Raw genomic sequence first — 23699 nt, forward strand, 5'->3', positions numbered from 1 at the left:
GGGTAGTTGACGCCTCGGAGTGGGCGAGGCCCCAGCTGGGTAATGAACCGACATGCTCCTGATCCTGGCCATCGTCCTCCTGATCATCGCCATCGCCGGCGGCGTGATCGTGCATCCGCTGCTGTTCGCGCTCGCGATCGTCGCGCTGGTCCTCTTCTTCACCGGGCGCCGCTGATCGCCGTCCGCCCCTCGCTCGCGAGTGCGGCCGCCAGCAGCGCGACCAGCGCCACGAGCTGAAGCGCCGCGGCGGCCAGCCCGAGCGGGATCGTCGCGAGTGCGGCGAGCGCCGCCAGCGCGCGCGCCGGCCCGCGTGAGATGCCCAGCGTGCGGCGGAACAGCACGTCGCCGGCCATGAACAGCGCCGCGGCGGCGCCGAGCGTCACCGCCTGCCTTGCCGCGAGCGCGTCGAAGGGGTGGGCGACGACGTTCTTCTCGGCCGCGGCGATGCCGATGATGCCGAGCAGCATCAGCAGGTGCCAGTAGCCGAACGCCTCGACGGCGAGCCGCGGGCGATCCTCCGGCGGCGCGGCGGCCATCGCCTCCTCGGCGCGCGAGTCGTCGCCGGCGCCGAAGTACGCCCACCACAGGCACGCGCTCGCGGCGAGGCCGACCACGGCGACCGCCGCGAGCTCGAGGTCGAGCGGCGCCTGGGCCGCACCGGCGCCGACGGCGATGATCGACTCGCCGATCGCGATCAGGATCACGAGGCCGTGGCGCTCGACGAAGTGCCCGGCGGCGATCGTGAAGCCGCCGCGCAGGAAGCGCGGCGTCAGCCATTCGCACACGAACGCCAGGATCCAGAGCACGTACTGCGCGTCGCCGCCGGCGATCCCGCCCGCCAGGACGAGCAGCGCCGTGGCGAGGTTGAACGGCGCCAGCCCGAGCACGGCGCTGAACGTGGCGGAGTCGCTGGTCCGCGCGAAGAGGCCGAGGTGGACGCCGACGACCAGCAGGTACGCGATGCCGAACGCCGGCCCGCCGTCGCCGAACGCGTGCGGGACGGCCAGCGCGAGGATCAGGTACGCGGCCATCCCGCCGAGCAGCAGGACGCGCCGCTCCGCGCGGTCCGTCTGGACGGCGTTGGTGAGCCAGACGTAGCCGGAGTACATCCACCAGATCACGCCGAGCATGAGGACGACCTGCAGCGCGCCGTCGAGCGTCATGTCGTGCGCCAGCAGCGCGGTCAGCTGCGTGATCGTGAAGACGAAGACGAGGTCGAAGAACAGCTCCAGCGTCGAGACGCGGACGGCCTCCTCCTGCTGCGCGGCGGCGCTCACAGTCCGGACGCTACCGTGCGCCGGTGCGATCGTCTGCGGTCTAGCCGGGCGTGACGGGGGCCGCCATGTCGGTCTGGATCTCCGCCGCCGTGAGGGCGCGGTTGTACAGCCGCACCTCGTCGATCAGCCCCGAGAACCACTCGTTGCCCCAGCTCCCGTTGCCGCCGATCCGCAGCACGCCGGCCGACGCCCGGATCGCGCCCGTCACCGCCTTCGAGCTCGACTGCACGCCGTTGACGTACAGCCGCAGCGTCGCGCCGTCGTAGGTGGCCGCCAGGTCGGTCCAGGCGTTCAGCGGCGTGCCGGTCGTGCCGCTGAATCCCTTGTCGGCGGTCGTGAAGACGTGCGCCGCCGGCCGGCCCGTCCCGTCGCCCGCGTAGAGCGCGTAGATGAGGTCGCTCGGCTGCTCCTTGAGCATCACGGTCCGCCACAGGCTTCCGGTGGCGCTGGGACGGACCCATGCCTCCATCGTCATGCCGGTCGTGAGATCGAGCGAGGCGGCGTCGGGGATCGTGACCCAGTCGTTGATGCCGTCGAAGCTCAGCGCCCCGCCGAACTTCCCCGCCGCCGTGCGCGCCGGACCGTCGACCGCGCCCGCGTTGCCGCGGCCGGAGGCGTCCACGGCGGTCGTCCCGGACGCCTCGTCGAAGCCCCAGGCGCCGACCAGGTTCGACGCGGGCGGCGACACCGTGAGCGTGACGGCGACCGTCTTCGGCGAGCCGGTCGCTCCCGCCGTGGTCGCCGTCACGGTGACCGTCGCGGTGTACGTCCCCGCCGCGAGCCCGCTGGTGCTGGGCGCGACGGTCAGCGTGGCCGGCGCCGTCGCACTCGCCGGCGTGACCGCGAGCCACGCCGCGTCGCCGGAGGCGGTGAGGGCGAGCGTGCCGGAGCCGGTGTTGGAGACCGCGACCGTCTTGGCCGCCGGACTGGCCTGCCCCTGGGTCGCCGTGAACGCGAGGCTCGACGGCGACACCGCCAGCGCGGGCGGCGCCGGCGCGGTCACCGTCAGCGTCACCGGGATCGCCGCGGGCGAGCCGCCGGCACCCGCCGCGGTGACCGTCACGGTCGCGGTGTAGGTGCCGGTGTCCAGTCCGCTGATCGACGAGGTGACGGTCAGCGTGCCGCCGTCCGTCCCCGACGACGGCGTGACGGCCAGCCACGAGGCGTCCGGCGCCGCGGTCCAGCTCATCGTCCCGCCGCCGGTGTTGGCGACGGCGAGCGTCTTGCCCGCCGGCGCGGAGCCGCCCTGCATCGCGCTGAACGAGAGGCTCGCGGGCGTGACCGAGAGCGCGGGCGGCGTGGGCGCGTCCACGGTGAAGGTCACCGGGATCGTCGCCGGCGAGCCACTCACGCCGGGCGCCGTGACCGTGATGTCGGTGGTGTAGGTGCCCGGCCCCAGGCCGGAGATCGCCGGGGTCGCGGTGATCGTGCCGGCGTTCGTCCCGCTGCCGGGCGACACGCTCAGCCACGGCGCGCCGTCCGACGCGGTCCAGTTCAGCGTCCCGCCGCCGGCGTTCGCGACGCTGAGCGTCTTGGCCGCCGGGCTCGCGCCGCCCGCGGTGCCGCGGAACGACAGGCTGGACGGGCTCACGGACAGCGCGGGCGGGCTTGGAGCAGCGCTCTTGAACACGACCGTCGCCATCGTCCACGGCGTGCTCGCGCCGGTCGAGACGCGCGCGGCGGGCGTGTCACCGCGGCCGAAGACGGCGTCCTCGGCGACGAACTCCATGTCCGACGCCGGCGACACGTTGACGCGCTCGGCGTAGCCAGAGTCGGCGGTCAGGGTCCTTCCGAATCCAGAGTCGGCGTAAAAGCCAAGCGCGAGCTCGTTGTCGTCGGTCAGTGCCGCGGTCGGGCCGGACGTGACGTACCCGGAGCTCGTCGACGTGCCGGTCGACGTCTTGGACGCGTCGACGGAGGCGACGCCGGCCGCGGTCGACAGACCGGCGTACTCGAGCGCGGCCCCTCCGACGTCGGCGCTGCCAGTGGCCGTCACGGTGATCGTCGGCTTGGTGCCGCCGCCCGCCGTGACGGGCGCCGTCCACACACTCAGCTGCGTGTCGTCGGACGCCGTGACGCTCGTCGCCTTCGTGTAGGTGTTGCCCGCCGTATCGGTGACGCCCGAGATCGTGGCCCGGCCGGAGCTCCAGACGCCGGCCATGACGACGAGCCGGTCTCCGGCGGTGATCGCCGACGCCGGCGTCAGTTGCAGGGTCGAGCCCGAAGGGCTGCGGCCCGACACGCGTTGAACGAACCGCGGCGCGGCGCTCGGCGTGACGGCGTTCGATGGCGCCGACTCGGGGCCGTCGCCGACCGAGTTGGTCGCCGTGACCGTGAACGTGTAGGACAGGCCGTTCGTCAGGTCGGTCATGACCGCCGAGCTCGCCGGTGGCGCGCCCGTCACCGTCGTCGTCCCCGCCACGACGTCACCGCGATACCCCTTGACCGTGTAGCGCGTGATCGTGCGGCCGCCGTCGCCGGGCGCCGTCCAGCGGATCGTCGCCTGGCCGTTCGTCCCACTCGCCACGAGCCCCGTGGGCGCCTCCGGGATGGTCGGAGCGCTCGGCGTGACCGCATTGGAGGCGTCCGAGAGCGCACTGGTCCCGCTCGCGTTCGCCGCCTGCACCTTGAAGGTGTACGTGACCGACGGGTCGAGCCCCGGCACGGCGACCGACGTCGCGGGCGGACTGCCCTCGACGGTGACCGGGGTCTGTGCAGCGGCGCCGGCGTACGGCGTGACGATGTAGCGCGACGGCGTGCCGCCGATCACCGGCGCCAGGAAGCTGACCCTGGCGGACCCGGGGCCCGGCGTGGCGCTGACCATGCTCACGGGTCCGGGCGGGAGCTTGGGCGAGAACACGACGTCGACCGCGTAGTTCTCGCCGTGGAACGTCGAGACCGGGAACTCGGACGAGCCCCCATAGGTGTACACGCCATTGGCCGCGCCTCCGTTCGCGCTGAGCGCGTGCAGCGGCGGCGCGTCGAGCGTGTTGCCTCCCGTCGGGCTGGGCACGTAGTAGTAGCCCGACGACACGGAGTAGTGCCCCTTCGGCGCGTAGTACGACGCCACATAGGTCGTCCCCGCCGTGATGCTGACGGGCGACGCGAACGTGAGCTGCTGCCAGCCGGAGGCGGTCTCGTTGCTGAACGTCCCCGTCGCCAGCAGCGCGCCACTCGAGGACCACAGGTTGCCGATGTGCGTCCCGGTGTTCAGGGACGACTTGTAGAAGCGGACGCCCGTGATCGTCCCGTCCAGGTCGGACTTGAACCGCACGCCGACCTCGACCGAGCTCGTGTCGCCCTGATCGAGCCGCCACGGCGTCACGTTGGGCCCCGCGAGCGTGCAGGGACAGCCGACGTTGACCGCGACGCCCGCCGGCGGCGATTCGAGGTTGCCGCTGTCGTCGACCGCGCGCGACCTGATCGTCGTCGCCGGCGCGCCGTGGGCGACCCAGGTGTACGACCACGACGCCGTCCCGGTCGCGGGATGCCAGGTGGAGCCGCCGTCGGTCGAGACCTCGACTCCCGCCACGACGCCGCCGCCGGAGTCGGTGGCCGTGCCGCTGATCGTCACCTGCGAGCCGTCGACGACGGCCGCCCCGGGCGCGGGGCCGGTGATCGCCGACGTGGGCGGCGTGGCGTCGGTCGACGCGGACGCCGCCGTCAGGCCGGACATGAGCGTCGTCGCCTGCGCGCCCATGTCCGCGAAGACGTTGACGGTCGCCTGCTGCATCACGGGGTCGGGGGACGCGGCCGACGGCGGACCGTTGCTGTTCCATGCGTTGGTGTCGTCGAGCCCCCACGCCCACTGCACCGTGCCGGCGCCGAAGACCAGCGCGCCGCTCGGGGCGCGGTAGAGCATCAGGTTGTGGGTCTGCGTGGTGCCTGTCTGCGTGAAGCTCCCGAAGTCCGTGAACGACTCCACGCCGCTGACCGTCGTCTCAGAGAGATGGAACGCGCCGCGCGGGCGCGACCCGTTGTCGGCGTCGATGTCCCATTCGTAGCCGAGCGTGTTGCTGCCGGCCCCCAGGGTCCGGGTCTGGCCGGCGCCGAGATTCGCGACGGCCGTGTTTCGCCAGATCCGAAGGTCCTTGTACTGGGCGGGGACCTTGATGTCGGCGGAGCCGGAATTGACGATGAACAGCTGCCCGGTGAGCGCGTTCTCCGGCCGGCCGCCGTCACCCGGCGGGCTGAAGCGCGGGTCGCGCCACGTGCCCGTCCACGCGACCGGGTCGGTGGCGGCGTCGAGGTGCGTGTCCTTGTACGTCGTCAGGGTGCGGTACGGCGTCGAGGTCCCGTCGATCGTGCTGTTCTCCCAGCGGGTCTTCCAGAACACCTCGTTGCCGCTGAAGAAGGCGAGATCGACGCCGGCGTCGCGCGCCGCCTCGACGCTCGCGCGCTCCTGGCCCGACCAGTACTCGTCGTGCCCGCTAGAGACGATCAGGTCGTGCTTGAGCAGCAGTGCGGGATTGGCCGACACGTCGGCTTGGCTCATGTAGCTGACGTCGTAGCCGTTGCGCTCGACGAACCGGATCAGCTGGTACTCCGCGTAGTAGAGGTACGAGCGGCCGTTGTCCTGCGCGAGGGTGCCGTCGAACGGGCGGTTGTACGACACCGAGAAGGCGCCCTTGTACGCGTTGGGGCTTCCCGGCGGGCACGGCGAGGTGCACGAGTAGAGGCTGTTGCCGCCGTAGAGGTTGTACGCCTGCCACGTGGAGTCGGAGGTCCTGAGCACCATCTGCGACGTGCTCGCGTCGTCGCGCACCACGAAGGGGATCTGGCTCGCGCCGCCGGTGCCGTCACGCACCAGCAGGGCGATGTAGACGCCGGAGACGGCGTCGTCCGGCACGGTCCACGACGCCGACACGCTCCAGTTGCCGCAGTCGATCAACCCGGTCGCCGCCGTGGTGAGGCAGGCGGGCTGCGTCTGCGGAAGGGTCGCGGTCGGCCGGATCCCGGAGGCCTGGAGGCGGGCGCCGTCGCCCTGGTAGTAGCCGAGCCGGAAGATGTCGATGTGGTACGCCGTCGCGGACGTCTTGATCTTGAACTTGATCGTCGCGCCCTTGTTCACGCTCATCGACGTCGCATAGCCCTGGATCGACGTGTCCCCGTTGCCGCTCACCTGCCACGCGCTCGGCGGGCTGCCGGGCTTCGCGTTCTCGCACGCGACCGGGTTCGCGCAGGCCGCGTAGCCGGCCGCGGGAAGCGCGGCGAGCACCAGGATCGCCGCCGTGATAGCCGTTGGCAACTGGTGGCATGCACGCCGAAGGGACGCGCCAGGCCACGGAATCGTGCTCATGCTCCACCTCGCCGTCGGCCGCCTGGAACTGTCCCAGACAGCTACGGAGCGATCCTCTCCGGAACCGGGCGTCCTGCCCAGTGGCCATTGGTCGAGGATGTAGAGCGTTGATGCGCCGAGCCCCGAAACGCGTCCTAGACCGCCTGGGCGCGGCGGCGCTCCCCGCTCGGCTGCACCGGTTCCTTTCCCTCACGGTTGTTCACCGCTAAGGTTCCGCCGCGTGGCTCCACCACGCCAGAACGGAACAGGGTCCGACACGTCGACTTGGCACCCAGCCCGGTTGATCCCGACGGCGGGGATCCGGGGACAGGAGGAGCAGGAGAAGCGCGCGACGTCATCGCTCCTTGCGGTGATGCGCGCTGTGCCGGAGTTCGGTCACGCCCTTCTGAAGGAGCTTGGTGCGCCCAGGTCGCCGGCCATCGAGACGTTTGCGGAGGTCCGGTTCAAGGACGGCGCCGGCAAGCTCGTGATCCCGGACGGCGCGGTCGTCTGCCGGCGCGGGCAGAAGACCTGGACGTGTCTGGTTGAGGTCAAGACGGCTGGCGCGCCGCTGAAGGATGAGCAGGTCGGCTGCTATCTAGACATCGCCCGCGACAACGGCTTCGATGGGGTGCTGACGATCTCCAATCAGATCACAGCGTCGTCGTCGGAGTCGCCCGTAGCAGTCGACGGACGCAAGCTGCGACGGACAGCGCTCTGGCACTTCTCCTGGTGGCGGGTCTTGACCGAGGCGATCGTCCAACACCGGTACCGCGGCATCTCTGATCCCGACCAAGCCTGGATTCTCGGCGAGCTGATCGCCTACCTCGACAGCGCCGCGTCCGGCGCCGGGGGCTTCGAGGACATGGGCGACAAGTGGGTTGCTGTTCGTAAGGCGGCCCGCGACGGCACGCTTCGCCAGAACGATCCCGAGGCGAGGGCCGTCGCCGAGCGCTGGGAGGAGTTCACCCAGTACCTGTGCCTCGGCATGTCGCAGGACCTCGGACGTTCGGTGACGTCACCGCGGCCGCGCAAGCAGACGACGGCCGCTCGCCTCGACGAATCGGTCAAGCAACTCGCAGCCGAGGGGTCGCTGACCGCCGTGCTGCGCGTCCCGGACGCCGTCGGTGACCTGCGTATCCGCGCGGATCTCCGCGCCCGCCGCACGCTCGCGAGCGTCACGTTCGACGCGCCGCGTGAGGGGCGAGCCAAGTCGCGCATCACGTGGCTGCTCCGGCAGCTTGCCGATGCGCCCGACGATCTCCGCGTCGAGGCGGCCTTTCCCAGCGCCCGCGAAACGACCAGCGCGCTGCTGTCCGACGCCCGCGAGCAACCGGAGAAGCTGCTGTACGGAGCAGATCCTAAGCGGGAGCCCCGCGCCTTTACGATCACCCTCGCGCGTGCCATGGGGCAGAAGCGGGGCAAGGAGGCGGGGTCGTTCGTCCGTGAGACGCGGGCGCAGACCTTCGACGTCTACCGCGACATCGTGCAGCGGCTTAAGGCCTGGCAGCCCAAGGCACCGAAGCTGCACGGGCCCGGCGCCGATGACGTCCCCGACGCGCCGTCACCGGAGCCTCCGCGATTCGAGGACGCGGATGTACGCGAGGTCGGCGACGCGCCCGACCCGGTCAGTTGACGAAAGCCCTAGATGACGCGGACGACGCCCCCGGCGTACGGCCGGCGGCTCGTGGAGCCAAGGACCGCGGCACCGACGACGCCCTCGCTGGCGGGGGTAGCCGTCGGGGCCGGGCCCGGGGCCCATGACGTCCGCCGCGGCAGTGCTGGGATCGAGCGGTGAGGAGCGGCAACGCGCCAACGCGCGGAAAGGGCTAAAGGTCTGCGTCCGACCTGCCGATAAGACTCTTAGACGGCCCGCCGAGGCGGTTTTCTCGTTCCTGCGGCTCGAGCGCGACGGCCTCGGCCCGCGCCTCGTCCGGCCGCTCGCCGTAGTGGAGGTGCTTCATCGTCGTCGCCGGACGGTCACGATCGATCACCCCGCGCGACCACTTCGCTCAGCGACGACCATCACCGCGCCCGGTCGCCCGAGGTGCCGCAACGACCATCGTGGCCTCGCGAGCCGCGCAGGCAACCTGACCAATTCCCTTACCAGCGCAGTTCGCCATCGTGGCGACGCGCGCGACGTCGGCGTGACCCATCCACTCGTGGACGCGGCGGATGTCGGCCTTCGCGATCATCCGCGTGCCGAACGTGTGCCGCAGGTCGTGGAAGCGCAACCGGCAGGTCGGCGCGCGTGAGTGCGACTCGGCACCGGCGTGCGAGCGCGGAGGCGTCGAGGTAGCCGCCGGCCGTACCCGGGAAGACGAGATCGTCCTCGTCGGTGACCATTCGCGCTCACCGAGTCGTGCGAGCGACTCGGCGACAGCCGGCGCGAGCGAGACGGAGCGGACCTTGCCGCTCTTCGGCGTGGTCAGCTGGCCGCCGGCGTATGACCCGCAGATACGGATCCGATGCGCTGCGAGGTCGACAGCGCGCCCGCGGAGCGCGACGAGCTCGCCGCGGCGGAGGCCGGTGAACGCAGCGGTGAGGTAGATCGCCGCGTCCTGCTCGGAGGCGGCCTCGCGCACCAGCGCGAGGACCTCCTCGGGCGAGAGGACGTCGGTGGCCGTCGAGCGACGGTGGCGTGGCTTCTCGATGTCGGCCATCGGCTTGACCGGCAACCGGTGGAGGTGCCGCGCCCGGGCGAGGAAGCCGTTGATGACCGTTGTGACGTCTTCGAGCCGCAGCGCCCCGAACGCCGGAGCCAGGTGGGCGCGGATGACCGCGCGGTAGTCGCCCAGCGTCGACGGCTTCCGGTCGAGGTCGTGCTCCACGTAGCGGAGGTGCTCGCCGGCGGCGCCGGCGAACGACACGCCGGTGCGGACCATCCCGGGCAGCACGCCGACACAGTTCGGACAGTGCCGCTTCGGCACCCGCCCCGGAAACGACGAAACCGCGCCGGAGCGCGGTTTCGGATGCCCCCGCCAGGAATCGAACCTGGAACCTTCGGATTAAGAGTCCGCTGCTCTGCCAGTTGAGCTACAAGGGCGCTGGGGCGCTAAAGGATAGCGCCGTGGAGATCAGCCGACGGTCGGCGTGGGTGTCGGCTGGGCCTGCTGGATCTGCTGGACCGCAGCCTGCGACTTCGCCTGGTCGAGCTGGGACTTCACGTCCTTCTTCTGGTCCTTGGGGGCGAGGTCGACGGCCTTGCCCGCCGCGAGGTCGCCCTTGCGGCTCTGGCCCGCCTGGTAGGAGAGGAGCGCGAGGTTCTGGAAGGTCTGCTGGGTCGGATCGATCTCGGTCAGGACCTCCTGGGTCCCGACCGCCTTGTCGGGCTGGGAGATCGAGAGGTAGGCCTGGATCATCTGGCGCGCGACGCCCTCGTCGGGCGAGGCCGGCTTGAGCGCGAGGTACTTGTCCCAGGCGGCGCCGGCGGCGGTGAGCTGGCGGCGGCCGGCGGCCGTGTAGTCGCTCTTCGCGGCGTCGAAGTAGTCGCCGACGTTCGCGAGGCGCAGGCGGGCCTGCGTGAGGCCGAGCCAGGCGCTGGGGTCCGATCCGGCCGTCCGCGTCTTCGCGGCGGCGGTCCTGACCTCGGTCTCCAGGCGCTTCTGGCCGGAGTTGTCGTTGCCACCGGAGCTGCTGCCGGTGATCGCATCCACGATGCCGCCGGACAGGCCGCTGGAGCCGACGCTGAAGCCCACGAAGCCGACGAACATGAGCAGCGCGAGGCCGAGGTATACGCCCTTGACGGTACGGCGGCGTCCGGCGCTTCGAAGGTCGAACAGCATTGGCGGTAGGGACTAGTCCTGATCGAGGGTGGCGTACTCGGGCTCTCGCGGCGACTGGTCCTCGTCGCCGGCATCCGCGGACTCCTCTTCCGCGGCGGCCCTGCGCCGTTCGCGCCGGTCCATGAGCCAGGAGATGAGGATAGAGCCTTCGAACAGCACGTACATGGGCACCATCATCAGCGTCATGGTCACCGGGTCCTGGCCGGGCAGGACCATCGCGATGATCGCGATCACGAGGACCGCGTAGCGCCGGTTCTTGGACAGCTGGCGCGTGGTGACGATTCCCACGCGCGTGAGCGCGAGGATGCCCACGGGGATCTGGAACAGCAGCCCCATGGCCGCGAGCAGCATGATCACGAACTTGTAGTACGGCTGCGCCTGGATCAGGACGTCGAACGAGTCCGTGTTGAAGTTCTGCAGGAAGCGGATCGCCGGCGGCAGGACCATGAAGTAGCCGAACACGACGCCGCCGATGAACAGGAACGGGACCCCCAGCATGGCGGGCAGCGCGATCTGCCGTTCGCGCGGGGAGAAGGCCGGCAGGACGAAGGCGTAGATCTGGTAGAGGATCAACGGCAGCGAGAGCAGCAGGCCCGCGTACGCCGAGACCTTCAGGGTCTCCATGAACGGCTCGCCGACGCCGAGGGTGACGGGCCGGCGGGCGCGGACCTCGGGCGCGAGCGCGGCCGCGCGGGCACCCTTGGCGGCGACGTCGTTCAGCGCGCTCTTGGTCGCGGGGTCGTCCTGGTTGAGCGCGAGCCGCCGGTACAGCACCGTCTGGCTGAGGATGTACGCCTTGACGGCCTGGTCGTAGCGGGCCGACTGGACCAGCGGATCCTGGTTCCGGTGGTCGACCGTCTGGTCCAGCGGATGGTTGAGGATCTTCAGGACGGTGTGGTTCTGCCACATGCAGAGCCCGGTCGCCGCCACGAACGCGACCAGGCTGACCACGATCCGGACGCGGAGCTCCGTCAGGTGCTCGACGAGGCTCAGCCGGTCCTCGTGGCCGACGTGACGGAGGGCTGTCGCCATCCTGCGTGCTCAGCGGGGAGTGCGCTCGCGGACGACCTCGCCCTCGAGCGGAGCCTGCTCGCCCTCCGGGCGCCCGAGAGCGCCTTCGACCTTCCGGCGCTCGGCGCGATCCTCCGCGTCGACGTCGACGTCGTCGTCGTCGTCATGTCCGCCCTTGCCGGCGATCGAGTCCTTGAACTCGCGCATGCCGGAGCCCAGCTGCCGACCCAGCCCTGGCAGCCGCTTGGGCCCGAAGATGATGAGCACGATCACCAGCACGATGATCAGCTCAGTGGGACCGATGCTGTTGAACACCGCCAACTCCCGTGGTCGTGGTTGGCCCGCGGTGGACCTAGGGACGAGGGTAGCGGTACGGGACCCGCCCAGGTGGGTCAAGTTCGTCAACACGTGGCCGATCTAAGGAGCGTCAGCCACTCCCGGAAACGACGATGAGCCTTCCCAACGACAACGGTCAGTACGTGCGCCGCGTGGTGCTGCCCTCGGGCCGCTCCATCGAGGTGGTGTACTTCGAGCCCCTTGCGATCGAGGCCGGCGTGAAGCCCACGCCGCTGCTCGACGATCTCCACATCTGCCCCGAGTGCGACCGAGACCTGGTCTACCCGGTGGAATGGCAGGAGGCGTCGGTCACGCATTGGGAGGTGCTCCTGCGCTGCCCCAACTGCGAGTGGAGCGAGCTGGGCGTGTACGACCAGGCGACCGTCGACCGCTTCGACGAGACGCTGGACGATGGCACCGAGGCCCTCGTCCGTGACCTTCGCCGTCTCGTACAGGCGAACATGGAGGAGGAGGCGCAGCGCTTCGCCGCAGCGCTCGCGGCCGACGCGATCCTCCCCGAAGACTTCTAGCGAGCTCGCCGGGCCCCGCGGCTACGAGTACCGGTCGACGACCCCGTCGGCGACCAGCTCGAGCGCGGCCTGCTGGGTCTCCGGCAGCGCCGGCAGGTCGGCCTTCGCCTCGGCGACCATCGCCAGGGCGTCGGCGCGCGCGGCCTCCAGCGCCCCGGTCGCAGCGATCGCGTCGCACGCCGTCTCGGCCTGCTCGGGCGTGCGGACCGCGCGCAGATCGAGTCCGCCCAGCGCCGGACTGCGCTCGCGGGCGATGATCAGCGGCAGCGTGACGGTGCCGTCGAGCAGGTCGGTGCCGCGGTGCTTGCCGGTCCGCTCGGCCGGGCCCGACACGTCGAGCACGTCGTCCAGCAGCTGGAACGCGAGCCCGATGCGACGCCCGAACTCCCCGAGCAGCTCGACGTTCCCGCCGCCGGCGAGCGCGCCGAGCCGGCACGCGGCGTCGAACAGCCGCGCCGTCTTGAGGTCGCAGCGGCGCAGGTAGCGCTCGCGCGTGGTGCCGAGGTTCCACGCGTCCTCGCGCTGCAGCAGCTCGCCCTGGACCAGCGCCGAGGACGCGTCCGAAAGCAGACGCACCGCCTCCGTCGACCCGCCGCCGGCGAGCTCCGCGAATGCGCGTGAGAACAGCAGGTCCCCGGTCGCCGTCGCGACCGCGCGGCCGCCGGCCGCCACCACGGTCGGGCGCCCGCGCCGCAGGACCGCGGCGTCGAGCACGTCGTCGTGGACGAGCGTCGCCGAGTGCACGAGCTCGACCGCGACCGCGGACCGGAGCGCGAGATCCCGGCCCGCCGGGCCGGCCGAGACGAACACCAGCAGCGGCCGCAGGCGCTTGCCGCCGGCGGCGATCGTCGCCCCCGCGTGCTCCCCGAGCACCCGCCCGTGCGACGCCGCGAGCGCCGCCAGCCGCGCCTCGAGCTCGCGCATCAGCGCCGGGACGTGTGCGCCGCCGGCCTCGACGACCGCGGCGACGGCCTCAGCGCTCGCCATCCGCCCGCACCCTGTTGCGACTCGAGCTCACCCGCGAGGAGGTCCTTCGCCGCCGGGCGATGCGACCCGGCCGTGGTGGATGGCGATGATCCCGCCGGCAGTGAGGATCCACCCGACCTGGTCGCAGCCGGCGGCGGCGAGCGCCGCGGCGAGCGGCTCGGGTCCCGGGAAGCGCTTCACGGAGCTCGGCAGGTACGTGTAGGCCTCGTCGAAGCGGCCCAGCAGCGGCACGATGCGATCGAACCAGAGCGAGAAGAAGGTCGACAGCGGCGGCCTGACCGGAGTGGTGATCTCGAGGATCACGACGCGCCCGCCCGGGCGCACCACGCGCGCCATCTCACCCAGCCCGCGCGCGAGGTCGCTGAAGTTACGCGCGCCGAAGCCGACCGTGGCCGCGTCGAAGGCGTCGTCCGGGTACGGCAGCGCGAGCGCGTCCGCCTGCTCCCAGCGCAGGCCGGGCGCCTTCGCGCGCGCCTTCGCCAGCATGCCCTCCGAGAAGTCCGAGCCGACGACGTCGGCGCCGCGGCGGGAGAGCGCGATCGCTAGGTCGCCCGTGCCGGTCGCCACGTCCAGCGCCCGCGAGCCGGGCCCGACCTGCGCCAGGTCGACGGCCCGCTCGCGCCACTGGTGGTGCAGCCCCGCCGTCATGACCGTGTTCATGACGTCGTAGACGCCGGCGATGCGATCGAACATCGCCCGCACGGAGTCGGCGGGAAGCGTGCCGGACCGGGCCGCCACCGCGGGTTACTTCGCCGACTCGGGGTTGCTCGAGCCGGTGCTCTGGACGCCGCGCTCGGGCGTTCCGCTCTTGAGCGACGCGAGGAAGTTCACCAGCGCGGTCTTCTTGTCCGCGGGCATGCCGGCGAAGGACGGCATCGGCGCCGTCGGGTTCTCGAGCGTCCGCCGGATCGCGCCGCGGTCCAGCTTGTCGCCGATGTCCGTCAGGTGCGGACCGGGTCCGTCGTTGCCGTTCTCGCCGATCTTGTGGCAGGCCAGGCAGCCCGACTGCGCCGCGACCTCCTTACCCGCCTCGAACTGCGGCTGGACCGCCATGTCGATCGAGTTCGGCGAGCCCGCCGCCGCGCCCAGGTACGTGAGGTAGCCCATGGCGCAGATGACGAAGATGCCCGTCAGCGTCGCGATCGGACGGCGCTCAGGCCGCCGCTCCGGACCGCGGTCGATGAACGGCAGCGCGATCAGGAGGATCAGGCAGACCGTCGGGATGCCGATCGTCGCGACCGGGACGAGCACGGCCGGCTTGATCACGCGCAGCAGCTCGAAGAGGAAGAAGAAGTACCACTCCGGGCGCGGCACGTAGGTGGTCGTCGTCGGGTCGGCCTTCGGGCCGAGCTCGGCGCCGAGGACGATCGACAACGTGATGATGATCGCCATCACGATCACGGCCATGACCGAGTCCTTGGCGACCGCGTAGGGGAAGAACGGCTTCCCCTTGGTCTTCAGGATCGCGTACTCGCGGAGGTACGTCTCCTTCTCGCGCTGGTTCATCTAGACGCGCTCTTCCACGAGCTTCTCGTCAGGCTCGGCCTTCAGCCACGGCGGCGCGGTCGTGCCCAGCTTGGCGACCAGGTACAGGTGGGCGCCGATCATCGCGGCGATCGCGCCCGGCACGACGAGCATGTGGATGGCGTAGAACCTCGACAAGGTGGTTGCCCCGAACTCCGCCCCTCCTCGAAGGGCGTCCGAGAGGAACGGGCCGACCACCGGGCCGGTGCCGTTGATGTTCGCGGCCACGATCGTCGCCCAGTAGGAGCGCTGGTCGAACGGCAGCAGGTAGCCCGTCAGCGACATCACGAAGGTCAGCACGACGAGCACGACGCCGATGATCCAGTTCAGCTCGCGCGGGTACTTGTACGCGCCGAAGAAGAACGTCCTGCCCATGTGCAGGAAGATCAGGATCACCATCACCGACGAGCCCCACTTGTGCATCCCGCGCACGAACTCCCCGAGGAAGACGTCGTTGGTGATGTGGCGCGCGGACTCGTACGCCTGCGTGGGCGACGGCGTGTAGAACATCGCCAGCACCACGCCGGTGACGGCCTGCGAGAGGAAGGCGAACATCGTCGCCGACCCCAGCGTGTAGAACCAGTTCGTCCCCTTCGGGACCTTGCGGAACAGCAGCCAGCGCAGGCCGCCGGAGAGCGAAGTGCGCTCGTCGACCCAGTCGGCGGCGCTGATCCCGACGTCCTTGACCTGCTCGAGCGGCTTGACCTTCTCGGTCTCGCCCGGACGGGGCGGCGTGTCCTGGAACGACTTCGGGATCGGCGGGAGCGGAAGCTTGAGTTTCATCGTCTCTACTGCTTCGGAGTCGAGAAGCGGCCGGGGTACACGTACTGGCTGAGGCCGTCGAGCCCCTGGCCCGGGTCGCGGTAGCTCGGGAAGCGCTTGAACTCGGAGTTGACCGAGTAGCGCGGCCCGACCTCGACCTGGCCGTTGCGCACGCGGGTGTAGAAGTGGTCGAGCGGGCGCACCGGCGGGCCGCCGGTCACCTCGCCCTTGAAGCCGTAGACGCCGCCGTGGCAGGGGCAGATGAAGCGCGAGGCGGCCTGCGTCCAGCGCACCGGGCAGCCCAGGTGCATGCACCGGTTCGAGATCGCGATGAAGGGCTGGACGCCGGCGTCCTTCGGATCGTCGTCCGCGTTGCGTGCGCGCATGTAGACGGTGGTCTTGCCGACCTCGCCGATGCCCTCGACCGTCGTGATCACGCGCGGGAGGTAGTTGTCGTTCGGGAAGTCGCCGGGCGCGCCGACCGCCTCCCAGCGCACCGGCGGGCGCTCGAACACGGCCGATCCGATCGCGAAGCCGAGCGCCGGCAGCGCGAAGGCGGACGCCGCGACGGCGCCGGCGCCGTGCACGGTCAGCGTCATCAGCCGGCGGCGGGTGACGGTCTCGCCCTCGAACGCGCCGGGGATGCTGCGGTCGGCGGTGTACTTGGACGGAGGCTGCTTTCGGGGGGAGTCAGGCACGAACAGTTGTTCCGGTCGGGAAGGGGGACGAACTCTATCGCCCGTCGCCCAAAGCGGCAGCGCCGGCATCCCAGATGGCGTCGGCGCGCGCCGGTTCTCCTTCGGCGTGTACTTGGGCGGACAGCGAGATCAGATCGGCGAGGCGACCGACGGCGGCGAGGTCGCCGAGCGCCGCGAGACGCTCGAGGCCGAGCGCGTAGAGGCGGTCGCCGGCGAGCAGCGCCAGGTCGGGATCTCCGGGGCGGACGACGCGCCCCTCGGCGTAGTGCTGGAGGTAGCCCTCGCGGATCGCCTCGACGATCAGCGCGAGCCGCGGGCCGGCGGCGTCGCCGTAGGGCGTCGCACCGTCGCCGTCGACCACGGTGGCGGCGAGAAGGCCGCCTTCTTCGCGGAGCGCGGCGGCGAGTTCAGTAAGCGCGCTCATCGCGAAGCTCCCGGCTGATGCGCAGGCCGAGTCCTCACGCGGCTCATGGCGAAGCTCCGGGGGAGTTTCGCCCTCCGGGCGAACACTCCCACCTGATGCGAGGCCGCAGGCCGAGTCATCAGGCGACCTCCGCGAATGCCGCCGCCGCGGCCTCGACGGTGCGGGCGATGTGCTCGGGGGTGTGCGCCGTGGAGGGGAACCAGGCCTCGAACTGCGACGGGGGCGGGTAGACGCCGCGGGCGAGCAGCGCGCGGCACCAGGCGCCGTAGGCCTCGGTGTCGCACGCCACGGCGCCGGCGTAGTCGCGCGGCGGCTCGGGGGCGAAGAAGACCGTGAGCAGCCCCGTGGTGGAGACGACGGACACGGGACGGTCCCCGGCCGCCTCGCGCAGGCCGTCGGCGAGCGCCCGGGTCGTGCCGGAGAGCCGCAGGTAGGCCTGCTCGTCGAGCAGCCCGAGCGCCGCGCGGCCCGCGGCGACGGCGAGCGGGTTCCCGCTCAGCGTCCCGGCCTGGTAGACGTCGCCGGCCGGCGCGATCCGCTCCATCAGCGCCGCGGGGCCGCCGAACGCGGCGGCCGGGAGCCCGCCGCCGATCACCTTGCCCATGACGGTCAGATCGGGCAGCACGCCGGTCAGCTCCTGCGCGCCCCCCGGGGCGACGCGGAAGCCGGTGATCACCTCGTCGAAGATCAGCAGCGCGTCGTAGCCGGTCGCGAGGTCGCGGATGAGCTCGAGGAACCCGGGCGCCGGCGGGATCAGGCCCATGTTCGCGGGGTAGGGCTCGACGAGCACCGCGGCGAGCGCGTGCTCGGCGAACGCGGTGCGGATGGCTTCGGGGTCGTTCCACGGCACGATCACGGTCGCGGCGGCCGCGGACTGCGGCACGCCCGGCGACGCGGGGATCCCGGCGGTCGCGAGGCCAGAGCCCGCTTCGGCGAGCAGCCCGTCGACGTGCCCGTGGTAGGCGCCCGCGAACTTCAGGATCTTCTCGCGCCCGGTGGCCGCGCGGGCCAGCCGGATCGCGCTCATCGACGCCTCGGTGCCCGACGAGGTCATGCGCACCATGTCGACGGCGGGCATCCGGCCGCAGACGAGCTCCGCCAGCTCGACCTCGCCGGCCGTCGGCGCGCCGAAGCTCGTGCCGTGGACGGCCGCCTCGGTCACCGCGGAGACCACCGCGGGGTGCGCGTGGCCGTGGATCAGCGGACCCCACGAGCAGACGTAGTCGACGTACGTGTTGCCGTCGACGTCGGTGATCTCCGCGCCGGAGCCGCGGTCGATGAAGATCGGCTCGCGGCCGATCGCGCGCATGGCCCGGACGGGTGAGTTGACGCCGCCCGGCAGGACGTACAGCGCGCGCCGGTAGAGCTCGGCGGAGCGGGTGTCCGACAGCGACGACGTGCTCACGTCATCCCCCGCACCCGCGGGAGTCTCGCCCTCCGGGCGAACACTCCCACGTGAAGCGAGCCCGCAGGGCGAGCCTTCACGCGTGCTCCTCCTCCCAACGCCGGAAGGCGTCGGTGAAATAGAGCATCCGGACCTTCTTGAACTCGGTGCTCGAGTAGAGCGTGGAGCGCTCGGTGATCCCGGTCGCCTCGGCGATCGAGTCCAGCACCGCGTCGCACTCCTCCTTGGAGCGGCCGTGCGCCATCGTGAAGACCGAGTACGGCCAGTCGGCGTACGTCGGGCGCTGGTAGCAGTGCGAGATCCCGCGGAAGGCGGCCATCCGCTTGCCGGTGTCCAGGATGTCCTCCGGCGGCACGACCCACACGCCCATGCCGTTGGCGGAGAAGCCCGCGCGGCGGTGATAGAGGATCGCCGCGACGCGCCGCAGCCCCCCGCGCTCACGCAGTGACTCGAGCCGCGCGAGCACCTCGCTCACCGGCACGCCCAGCGCCTCGGCGGCGGGCGTGTAGGCGTCCGAGCGGACCGCCATCGGGCCCTGGGTGGCGCGGATCACCGCGATGTCGTCCTCGGAGAGCGCGATCGGGTCGAGCTCCATCGGCTCGACCGCCTCGCCGGCCGCCGACAACGCGTCGGTCCCGCCCTCCATCTCGAGGTCCATGCGGATCTTGAAGAGCTTCAGCGTCGGCAACTGGCGGATCGACTCGGCGCCGGTCTTGGCCGCCATCACGTCGAGCGTGCCCTGCAGGCCGAGCTTGGAGTCCGGCTCGACGGCGAGCGTGAACCACAGGTTGAAGTCGTGGTTGCGCAGGTAGTTGTGCGTGACGCCCGGATGCGAGTTGATGAACTGCGCCGCCCGGTGCGGGTGCTCCGCGTCGACCTTGGCGGCGACGAGCATCGAGGAGTAGCCGAGCGCGCGCGTGTCGAAGATCGGGGTGACCTCTCTGATGATGCGCTTGTCGAGCAGCCGTTGGACGCGTGTCATGACGTCGTCCTCGGAGATCGCCGCCAGCTGCGCGACGTGCGCGAACGGGCGCTCCGTGAGGGCGAAGCTGCCCTGCATCAGGTTCAGCAGCTTCTTGTCGGTCTCGTCCAGCGGGACGGCGGCGCCGTCGCGCCGCGAACGGACCTTTTCGCGTGCTGGGGGTGCCTGCGCGGCGGACGCTCCGACGCGGGCCCCCGTGGGATTCATCGGTTGAGCCACCGGGCGACGTCCTTGGCGTGGTAGGTGATGACGATGTCCGCGCCGGCGCGGCGGATGCCGGTCAGCGCCTCGAGCACGCTCGCGCGTTCGTCCAGCAGCCCCTGGGCCGCCGCGGCCTTGACCATCGCGTACTCGCCGCTGACGTTGTACGCGGCGACCGGCATGCCGGTCTCGTCCTTGACGCGGCGGATGATGTCCAGGTACGGCAGCGCGGGCTTGACCATCACGATGTCGGCGCCCTCGTCGACGTCGAGCTTGGCCTCGCGCACGGCCTCGAGCGCGTTGGCGGGGTCCATCTGGTAGCCCTTGCGGTCGCCCGCCTGCGGCGTCGAGTCCGCCGCCTCCCGGAACGGCCCGTAGAACGCGGACGCGAACTTGGCCGAGTAGGCCATGATCGGCGTCTCGCTCAGGCCGCGCTCGTCCAGCGCGGCACGCAGCGCGCCGACGCGGCCGTCCATCATGTCGCTCGGGGCGACGAAGTCGGCGCCGGCCTCGGCCTGCGAGACCGCGGTGCGCGCGAGCAGATCGAGCGTCTGGTCATTGTCGACGACGCCGTCGTCGCGCAGCACGCCGCAGTGGCCGTGCGAGGTGTACTCGCACAGGCAGAGGTCGGTGATCACCAGCAGATCCGGGTGCGCCGCCTTGATCGCCCGGGTCGCGAGCTGGATCACGCCCTCGTCGTCGTAGGCGCCCGAGCCGAGCTCGTCCTTGCTCGCGGGCAGGCCGAACAGCAGGACGGCGGGGATGCCGAGCGAGGCGGCGATGCCGGCCTCCTCGACGGCGCCGTCGATCGAGAGGTGGTCGATCCCCGGCAGCGAGGGGATCGGCGTCCGCTGCGGACCGCTCGCCACCACGAACATCGGGTAGACGAGGTGCGACACCGAGAGCTCGGTCTCGCGGACGAGGCTGCGCAGGGCGCCGGTCTGGCGCAGCCGGCGCAGGCGGGTCGCAGGGAAGGCCATCAGGGTGGAGCTTAGAGCGCGTTCGAGGGCATCCGGCATAGCCGTGACGGCGGGCAGGCTCAGAAGCGCCGCAAGGTCAGCCGGGCGACCGCTGAGTAGCCGGCGGTCAGCGCGAGCAGGTGCAGCAGCGGCGGCGCCAACGTGCCGCCGCTGATCGCCGCCTCCAGCGCCCGCAGCGCCGGCTTGAACGGGAACGCGCCGGAGACGACGTTCAGCGCGTCGAACAGCCCGGGCGAGACCGAGCCCGACGGGACGAGCGCGAGGAAGGCCAGCGGGAGCGCAAGGAGGAATGCCATCAATGACGCGGCGCGGACCTCACGTGTGACAGCGCCGATCGCGACGCCCAGCGCCGCGAAGCCGAGCGCACCCGCGGCGAGCGCCAGCGCCCACAGCGGCGAGCGGCCCCAGTCGAGCCCGACGAAGGCCGCCAGCCCGGCGGTCATCGCCAGCGTGACGGCGAACGCGCACAGCGCCGCGAGCACGACCTTCTCGGCCAGCAGCGCGGAGCGCGAGACGAGCCCGCGGACGAGCCGCCCGAAGACGTGCTCCTCGCGCTCCAGCGCCAGCAGCCCCGCGGCGAGCAGGAGCGTGACGAACATCAGGCTGATCGCCACCGCGACGGCCACCGCGAAGCTGTCCAGCGGCGTGCGCGAGCCGTTGACGACGGTCTGCCTCACCTGGACGGGCGAGCCGATCGTCGCGAGGATCGGCTCGGACACGTCGAGGTTGTCGCCCGCGAGCTTCGCGAACCGGCTCACCTGCTGCAGCGCGACGCGGCGCGGGTCGCGCTGCGGCAGCCCCGCGATCGTGGCGTCGATGATGGTCTGCGCGCGCCGCAGGCCGAGGATGTCGACCGATCCGAGGAACGGGATCGAGAGCTTCCCGCCCTTGACGACGACGTCGAGATAGCGCGCCGCCTCGGCGAGCACCGCGTCCGAGAGCGCGGCGTTGGCCTCGGCGAGCTGCGAGCGGATCGTCGACTCGACGTAGCGCCGCTTGATCGGGTCCTCGGCGTTGTAGAGCACCTCGACGGTGGGCCGCGCGCCGCCTCCGAGCCCCACCAGCGCGCGCAGCCGGTCCCCGGTGTCGGCGGGGATGACGAGCGCGGCCAGCGCGTCGCCGTCGCGGACCTTCTCGAGCGCCTGCGCGCGCGTCCGCACGCGGATCGGATCGACCGCCGTGAACAGGCGCGACGCGTAGGAGGCGGCGTCGAGCGAGCGGTCGCCGAGCTGGACCTTGGAGTCGCCCGCCGGCACCAGGTTCGCGAACGCCACGCGAGGCTTCGACGGCCCGGCCGACAGCGCCGCGCCGATCAGCACGGCGATCACGACCGGGTAGACGACCAGCAGCGACACCAGCAGCGGCGAGCGGCGCAGGATGCGCAGGTCCTTGAGCAGGAGCCAGCGCATCAGTGGCCGTGCTCATGCAGGAAGGCGACGAAGGCCGCCTCCAGGTCGGCGCCGCCGAAGCCGCGCAACTCGGTGGGCGTGCCGGTGAACAGCAGCTCGCCGTCGGCGAGGACGAGCACGCGGTCGGCGTAGCGCTCCGCCTCGCCGACGTCGTGCGTGGTGTAGACGACGGTGGCGGGCAGCGCGCCGACGAACGCCCACAGGCGCTCGCGCTGACGCGGGTCCAGCGCCGCCGAGGGCTCGTCGAGCAGCAGCACCGGCGGGTCGCCGAGCAGCCCGATCGCGATGTTGAGCCGCTGCCGGTTGCCGCCCGACAGCGTCCCCGCCTCCTCGCCGCCGCCGAGCGCGGTCAGCTCGAGCATCGCCGCGACGGTGGCGTCGACGTCCGCGACCCGCTCCAGCCGCGCGAACAGCCGCAGGTTCTCGGCGACCGTGAGCTTGCCGTAGAGCGCCGGGCGCTGCGGGACCCAGCCGGTCGGGCCGGCCGTCACCTCGCCGCCGTCGGGCGCGAGCGCGCCCGCGAGGATCTGCAGCAGCGTCGTCTTGCCGGCGCCGTTGGGGCCGATCACGGCCAGCCGCTCGCCCGGCGCGGCGGTGAACGACACGCCCCGCAGCGCCTCACGCTCGCCATAGCGCTTGGCGATTGCCGAAACGTGGATCACCGGGAGTCTCGCCCTCCGGGCGATGCTCCCAGCGAAACGAGCGCGCAGCGCGAGGCCTCGCCGCTCATGTAGGCGCCGAGGCGCGGGCGGCCGCCGCGGCGTCGGAGTCGCCCAGCTCGGTTCCGCACGCCGCGCACTCCTGCGCGCCGCGCGGCACGGCCGCCCCGCACTCGGGGCAGTGGTCCTGCGGCGGCGCCGGCGGTGGGGCGGCGGGAAGGTCCCATTTCTGGAACGTCAGGTGGCGGGAGAAGTACACGACGCTCTCGCGCACGATCGACGCGAGCGGCAGCGCGATGAACGCGCCGACGAAGCCGGCCACCTCCCCGCCCAGCAGGAGCGCGAAGATCACCAGCAGCGGGTTGATGCGCAGCGCCTGGCCGAACACCTGCGGCGCGACGATGTGCCCCTCGAGCTGCTGCAGGACGACGAACGCGATGATCAGCCAGACCGCGTCGAGCGGCTGGGCGGACAGCGCCGCCACGATCACCGGCGGGCCCGCGCCGATCGCCGGCCCGACATACGGGATCAGCTCCGCGAAGGCGTAGAACGCGCCGAACGCGAGCGCGTAGGTCTTGCCGTCGGGGAAGATGCCGAGCGAGCCGAGGACGTACAGCACGGCGCCCGCGCTGGTCCCCATGATCAGGCTGAACAGCAACTGGCCCCGCACGTAGCCGAACACCGCGGCCTGGATGCGGGTCGGGAAGTCGTCTCCGGGCGTCCCGTCGCCCGCCGGCACGACCGCACGCACCACCGCCCCGATGCGGTCGCCGTAGAGCAGCATGTACACCGTCAGGACGATTACGAGGATGAGCGCCAGGCTGCCCTCCACGATCGTCTGCACGGCGTCGCGCGTGAAGCTCACGACGTCGCCGGTCCCGCCCGCGATGCGGTCGCCGAGCGTCTGGAGCGCCGTCTGGCCCTCCTCCTGCACGCGGACCTTGATGCCATTGCGGTCCATCCAGTCCTGCAGCTTCGACAGCGAATGGTTCGCGTCGTGGACCCAGCCGGGCACGTTGCGCTGGAACGTCGACGCCTGGTCGGAGACCGGGTTGGCGAGCAGGAAGCCGAGGCCCGTGATGCAGGCGACGAGCGACACCATCACGATCGCGACGGCCGCGCCACGCGGCATCCGCGTGCGCTGCAGGAGCGTGACGATCGGATTGAGCAGCAGCGCGATCAGACCGGCGATCGTGAACAGCAGCACGACCCGGCCGGCGGCGCGGAGGATCAGGTAGGCGCCGACGATCGCCAGCGGCAGCAGGACCATCTGGACCCAGCGCGGGACGACGACCGGCTCGAACCGCGCCGGCGGGACCGGGGGCGGCGGCTCGACCGGCGCGGCCCCCTTCGGCGCCGGCTCGCCGACCTCGAGCACGTGGTCGTCGGTGGTGTCCTGCGCCATCGATTCCGAGTATGTCGGATCGCCCGGGGCGCGGGCCACGGTCGAG

Annotated in this window: 21 protein-coding genes and 1 tRNA gene; 3 read left to right on the forward strand and 19 right to left on the reverse strand. The window is 71.7% G+C overall.

The genetic code is table 11. From position 1 onward, the window contains the following. The first annotated feature begins 52 nt into the window (after window positions 1-52). Window positions 53-175, forward strand: coding sequence for a hypothetical protein (locus tag H958_RS48640; RefSeq protein ID WP_255325372.1), 123 nt, complete (start codon window positions 53-55; stop codon window positions 173-175). On the opposite strand, the gene H958_RS0101185 is transcribed toward H958_RS48640, so the two are convergent. Next, entirely contained in the window at window positions 159-1277 is a 1119-nt protein-coding gene (locus H958_RS0101185; RefSeq protein WP_028057318.1) for a low temperature requirement protein A, read from the reverse strand. The genes H958_RS48640 and H958_RS0101185 overlap by 17 nt on opposite strands. A gap of 40 nt (window positions 1278-1317) precedes the next feature. Then, window positions 1318-6525: a N,N-dimethylformamidase beta subunit family domain-containing protein gene (locus tag H958_RS42545; protein ID WP_196807153.1), complete on the reverse strand. Its 5208-nt coding sequence runs from the start codon at window positions 6523-6525 to the stop codon at window positions 1318-1320. A 331-nt stretch (window positions 6526-6856) separates the two neighbouring features. On the opposite strand from H958_RS42545, the gene H958_RS34120 reads away from it, so the two are divergent. Beyond that, a complete protein-coding gene (locus tag H958_RS34120; protein WP_051323664.1) occupies window positions 6857-8191 on the forward strand; it encodes a hypothetical protein in 1335 nt (444 codons plus the stop codon). A gap of 376 nt (window positions 8192-8567) precedes the next feature. Here the strand turns inward: H958_RS34120 and H958_RS0101205 are convergent, their stop codons facing one another. The 5 genes from H958_RS0101205 to H958_RS48850 form a co-directional block, all read right to left on the reverse strand. Continuing rightward, on the reverse strand, window positions 8568-9452 hold the full coding sequence (locus H958_RS0101205) for a tyrosine-type recombinase/integrase (RefSeq protein WP_156027584.1): 885 nt from the start codon (window positions 9450-9452) through the stop codon (window positions 8568-8570). Window positions 9453-9528: 76 nt separating this feature from the next. Continuing rightward, window positions 9529-9601, reverse strand: a tRNA-Lys gene (locus H958_RS0101210). 31 nt (window positions 9602-9632) lie between these two features. Continuing rightward, window positions 9633-10340, reverse strand: coding sequence for a tetratricopeptide repeat protein (locus H958_RS0101215; protein WP_028057320.1), 708 nt, complete (start codon window positions 10338-10340; stop codon window positions 9633-9635). Window positions 10341-10352: 12 nt separating this feature from the next. Then, window positions 10353-11372, reverse strand: coding sequence for a twin-arginine translocase subunit TatC (gene tatC, locus H958_RS42550; RefSeq protein WP_028057321.1), 1020 nt, complete (start codon window positions 11370-11372; stop codon window positions 10353-10355). Window positions 11373-11381: 9 nt separating this feature from the next. After that, complete coding sequence (locus H958_RS48850) at window positions 11382-11666, reverse strand: Sec-independent protein translocase subunit TatA/TatB (RefSeq protein ID WP_081685564.1); 285 nt, start codon at window positions 11664-11666, stop codon at window positions 11382-11384. 134 nt (window positions 11667-11800) lie between these two features. Between H958_RS48850 and H958_RS0101230 the strand changes: the two genes are divergently transcribed. Next, on the forward strand, window positions 11801-12217 hold the full coding sequence (locus H958_RS0101230; RefSeq protein ID WP_028057322.1) for a hypothetical protein: 417 nt from the start codon (window positions 11801-11803) through the stop codon (window positions 12215-12217). 21 nt (window positions 12218-12238) lie between these two features. Here H958_RS0101230 and H958_RS0101235 read toward each other — a convergent pair whose 3' ends face one another. The 12 genes from H958_RS0101235 to H958_RS0101290 all read right to left on the reverse strand — a co-directional run bounded on the left by H958_RS0101235 (window position 12239) and on the right by H958_RS0101290 (window position 23653). Next, window positions 12239-13204 carry a polyprenyl synthetase family protein gene (locus H958_RS0101235; protein WP_051323665.1) on the reverse strand — a complete coding sequence of 322 codons (966 nt, stop codon included), beginning with the start codon at window positions 13202-13204 and terminating at the stop codon, window positions 12239-12241. Window positions 13205-13231: 27 nt separating this feature from the next. Beyond that, entirely contained in the window at window positions 13232-13942 is a 711-nt protein-coding gene (locus tag H958_RS34135; RefSeq protein WP_051323666.1) for a ubiquinone/menaquinone biosynthesis methyltransferase, read from the reverse strand. 6 nt (window positions 13943-13948) lie between these two features. After that, window positions 13949-14710: a c-type cytochrome gene (locus H958_RS34140; protein ID WP_051323667.1), complete on the reverse strand. Its 762-nt coding sequence runs from the start codon at window positions 14708-14710 to the stop codon at window positions 13949-13951. Beyond that, window positions 14711-15511 carry a cytochrome b gene (locus H958_RS0101250; protein WP_028057324.1) on the reverse strand — a complete coding sequence of 267 codons (801 nt, stop codon included), beginning with the start codon at window positions 15509-15511 and terminating at the stop codon, window positions 14711-14713. A gap of 5 nt (window positions 15512-15516) precedes the next feature. Beyond that, window positions 15517-16188 (reverse strand): Rieske 2Fe-2S domain-containing protein, encoded by a 672-nt coding sequence (locus H958_RS0101255; RefSeq protein ID WP_028057325.1) that lies wholly within the window; start codon window positions 16186-16188, stop codon window positions 15517-15519. Window positions 16189-16222: 34 nt separating this feature from the next. Continuing rightward, on the reverse strand, window positions 16223-16612 hold the full coding sequence (locus tag H958_RS0101260) for a hypothetical protein (protein WP_028057326.1): 390 nt from the start codon (window positions 16610-16612) through the stop codon (window positions 16223-16225). Window positions 16613-16730: 118 nt separating this feature from the next. Next, on the reverse strand, window positions 16731-18017 hold the full coding sequence (gene hemL, locus H958_RS0101265) for a glutamate-1-semialdehyde 2,1-aminomutase (protein ID WP_028057327.1): 1287 nt from the start codon (window positions 18015-18017) through the stop codon (window positions 16731-16733). A 76-nt stretch (window positions 18018-18093) separates the two neighbouring features. After that, a complete protein-coding gene (gene ahbA, locus H958_RS0101270) occupies window positions 18094-19206 on the reverse strand; it encodes a siroheme decarboxylase subunit alpha (protein WP_081685487.1) in 1113 nt (370 codons plus the stop codon). Further along, on the reverse strand, window positions 19203-20180 hold the full coding sequence (hemB, locus tag H958_RS0101275; protein ID WP_028057329.1) for a porphobilinogen synthase: 978 nt from the start codon (window positions 20178-20180) through the stop codon (window positions 19203-19205). The genes ahbA and hemB overlap by 4 nt, the downstream gene beginning before the upstream one ends. A gap of 59 nt (window positions 20181-20239) precedes the next feature. Then, a complete protein-coding gene (locus H958_RS0101280) occupies window positions 20240-21589 on the reverse strand; it encodes an ABC transporter permease (protein ID WP_028057330.1) in 1350 nt (449 codons plus the stop codon). Then, a complete protein-coding gene (locus H958_RS0101285; RefSeq protein ID WP_028057331.1) occupies window positions 21589-22251 on the reverse strand; it encodes an ABC transporter ATP-binding protein in 663 nt (220 codons plus the stop codon). Before H958_RS0101285 ends, H958_RS0101280 begins: the two co-directional genes overlap by 1 nt. Before the next feature lie 64 nt (window positions 22252-22315). After that, a complete protein-coding gene (locus H958_RS0101290; RefSeq protein WP_028057332.1) occupies window positions 22316-23653 on the reverse strand; it encodes an AI-2E family transporter in 1338 nt (445 codons plus the stop codon). Window positions 23654-23699: the final 46 nt, after the last annotated feature.

It is taken from the genome of Candidatus Solirubrobacter pratensis (assembly GCF_000425945.1).
In the GTDB taxonomy this organism is placed as follows: Bacteria; Actinomycetota; Thermoleophilia; order Solirubrobacterales; family Solirubrobacteraceae; genus Solirubrobacter; species Solirubrobacter pratensis.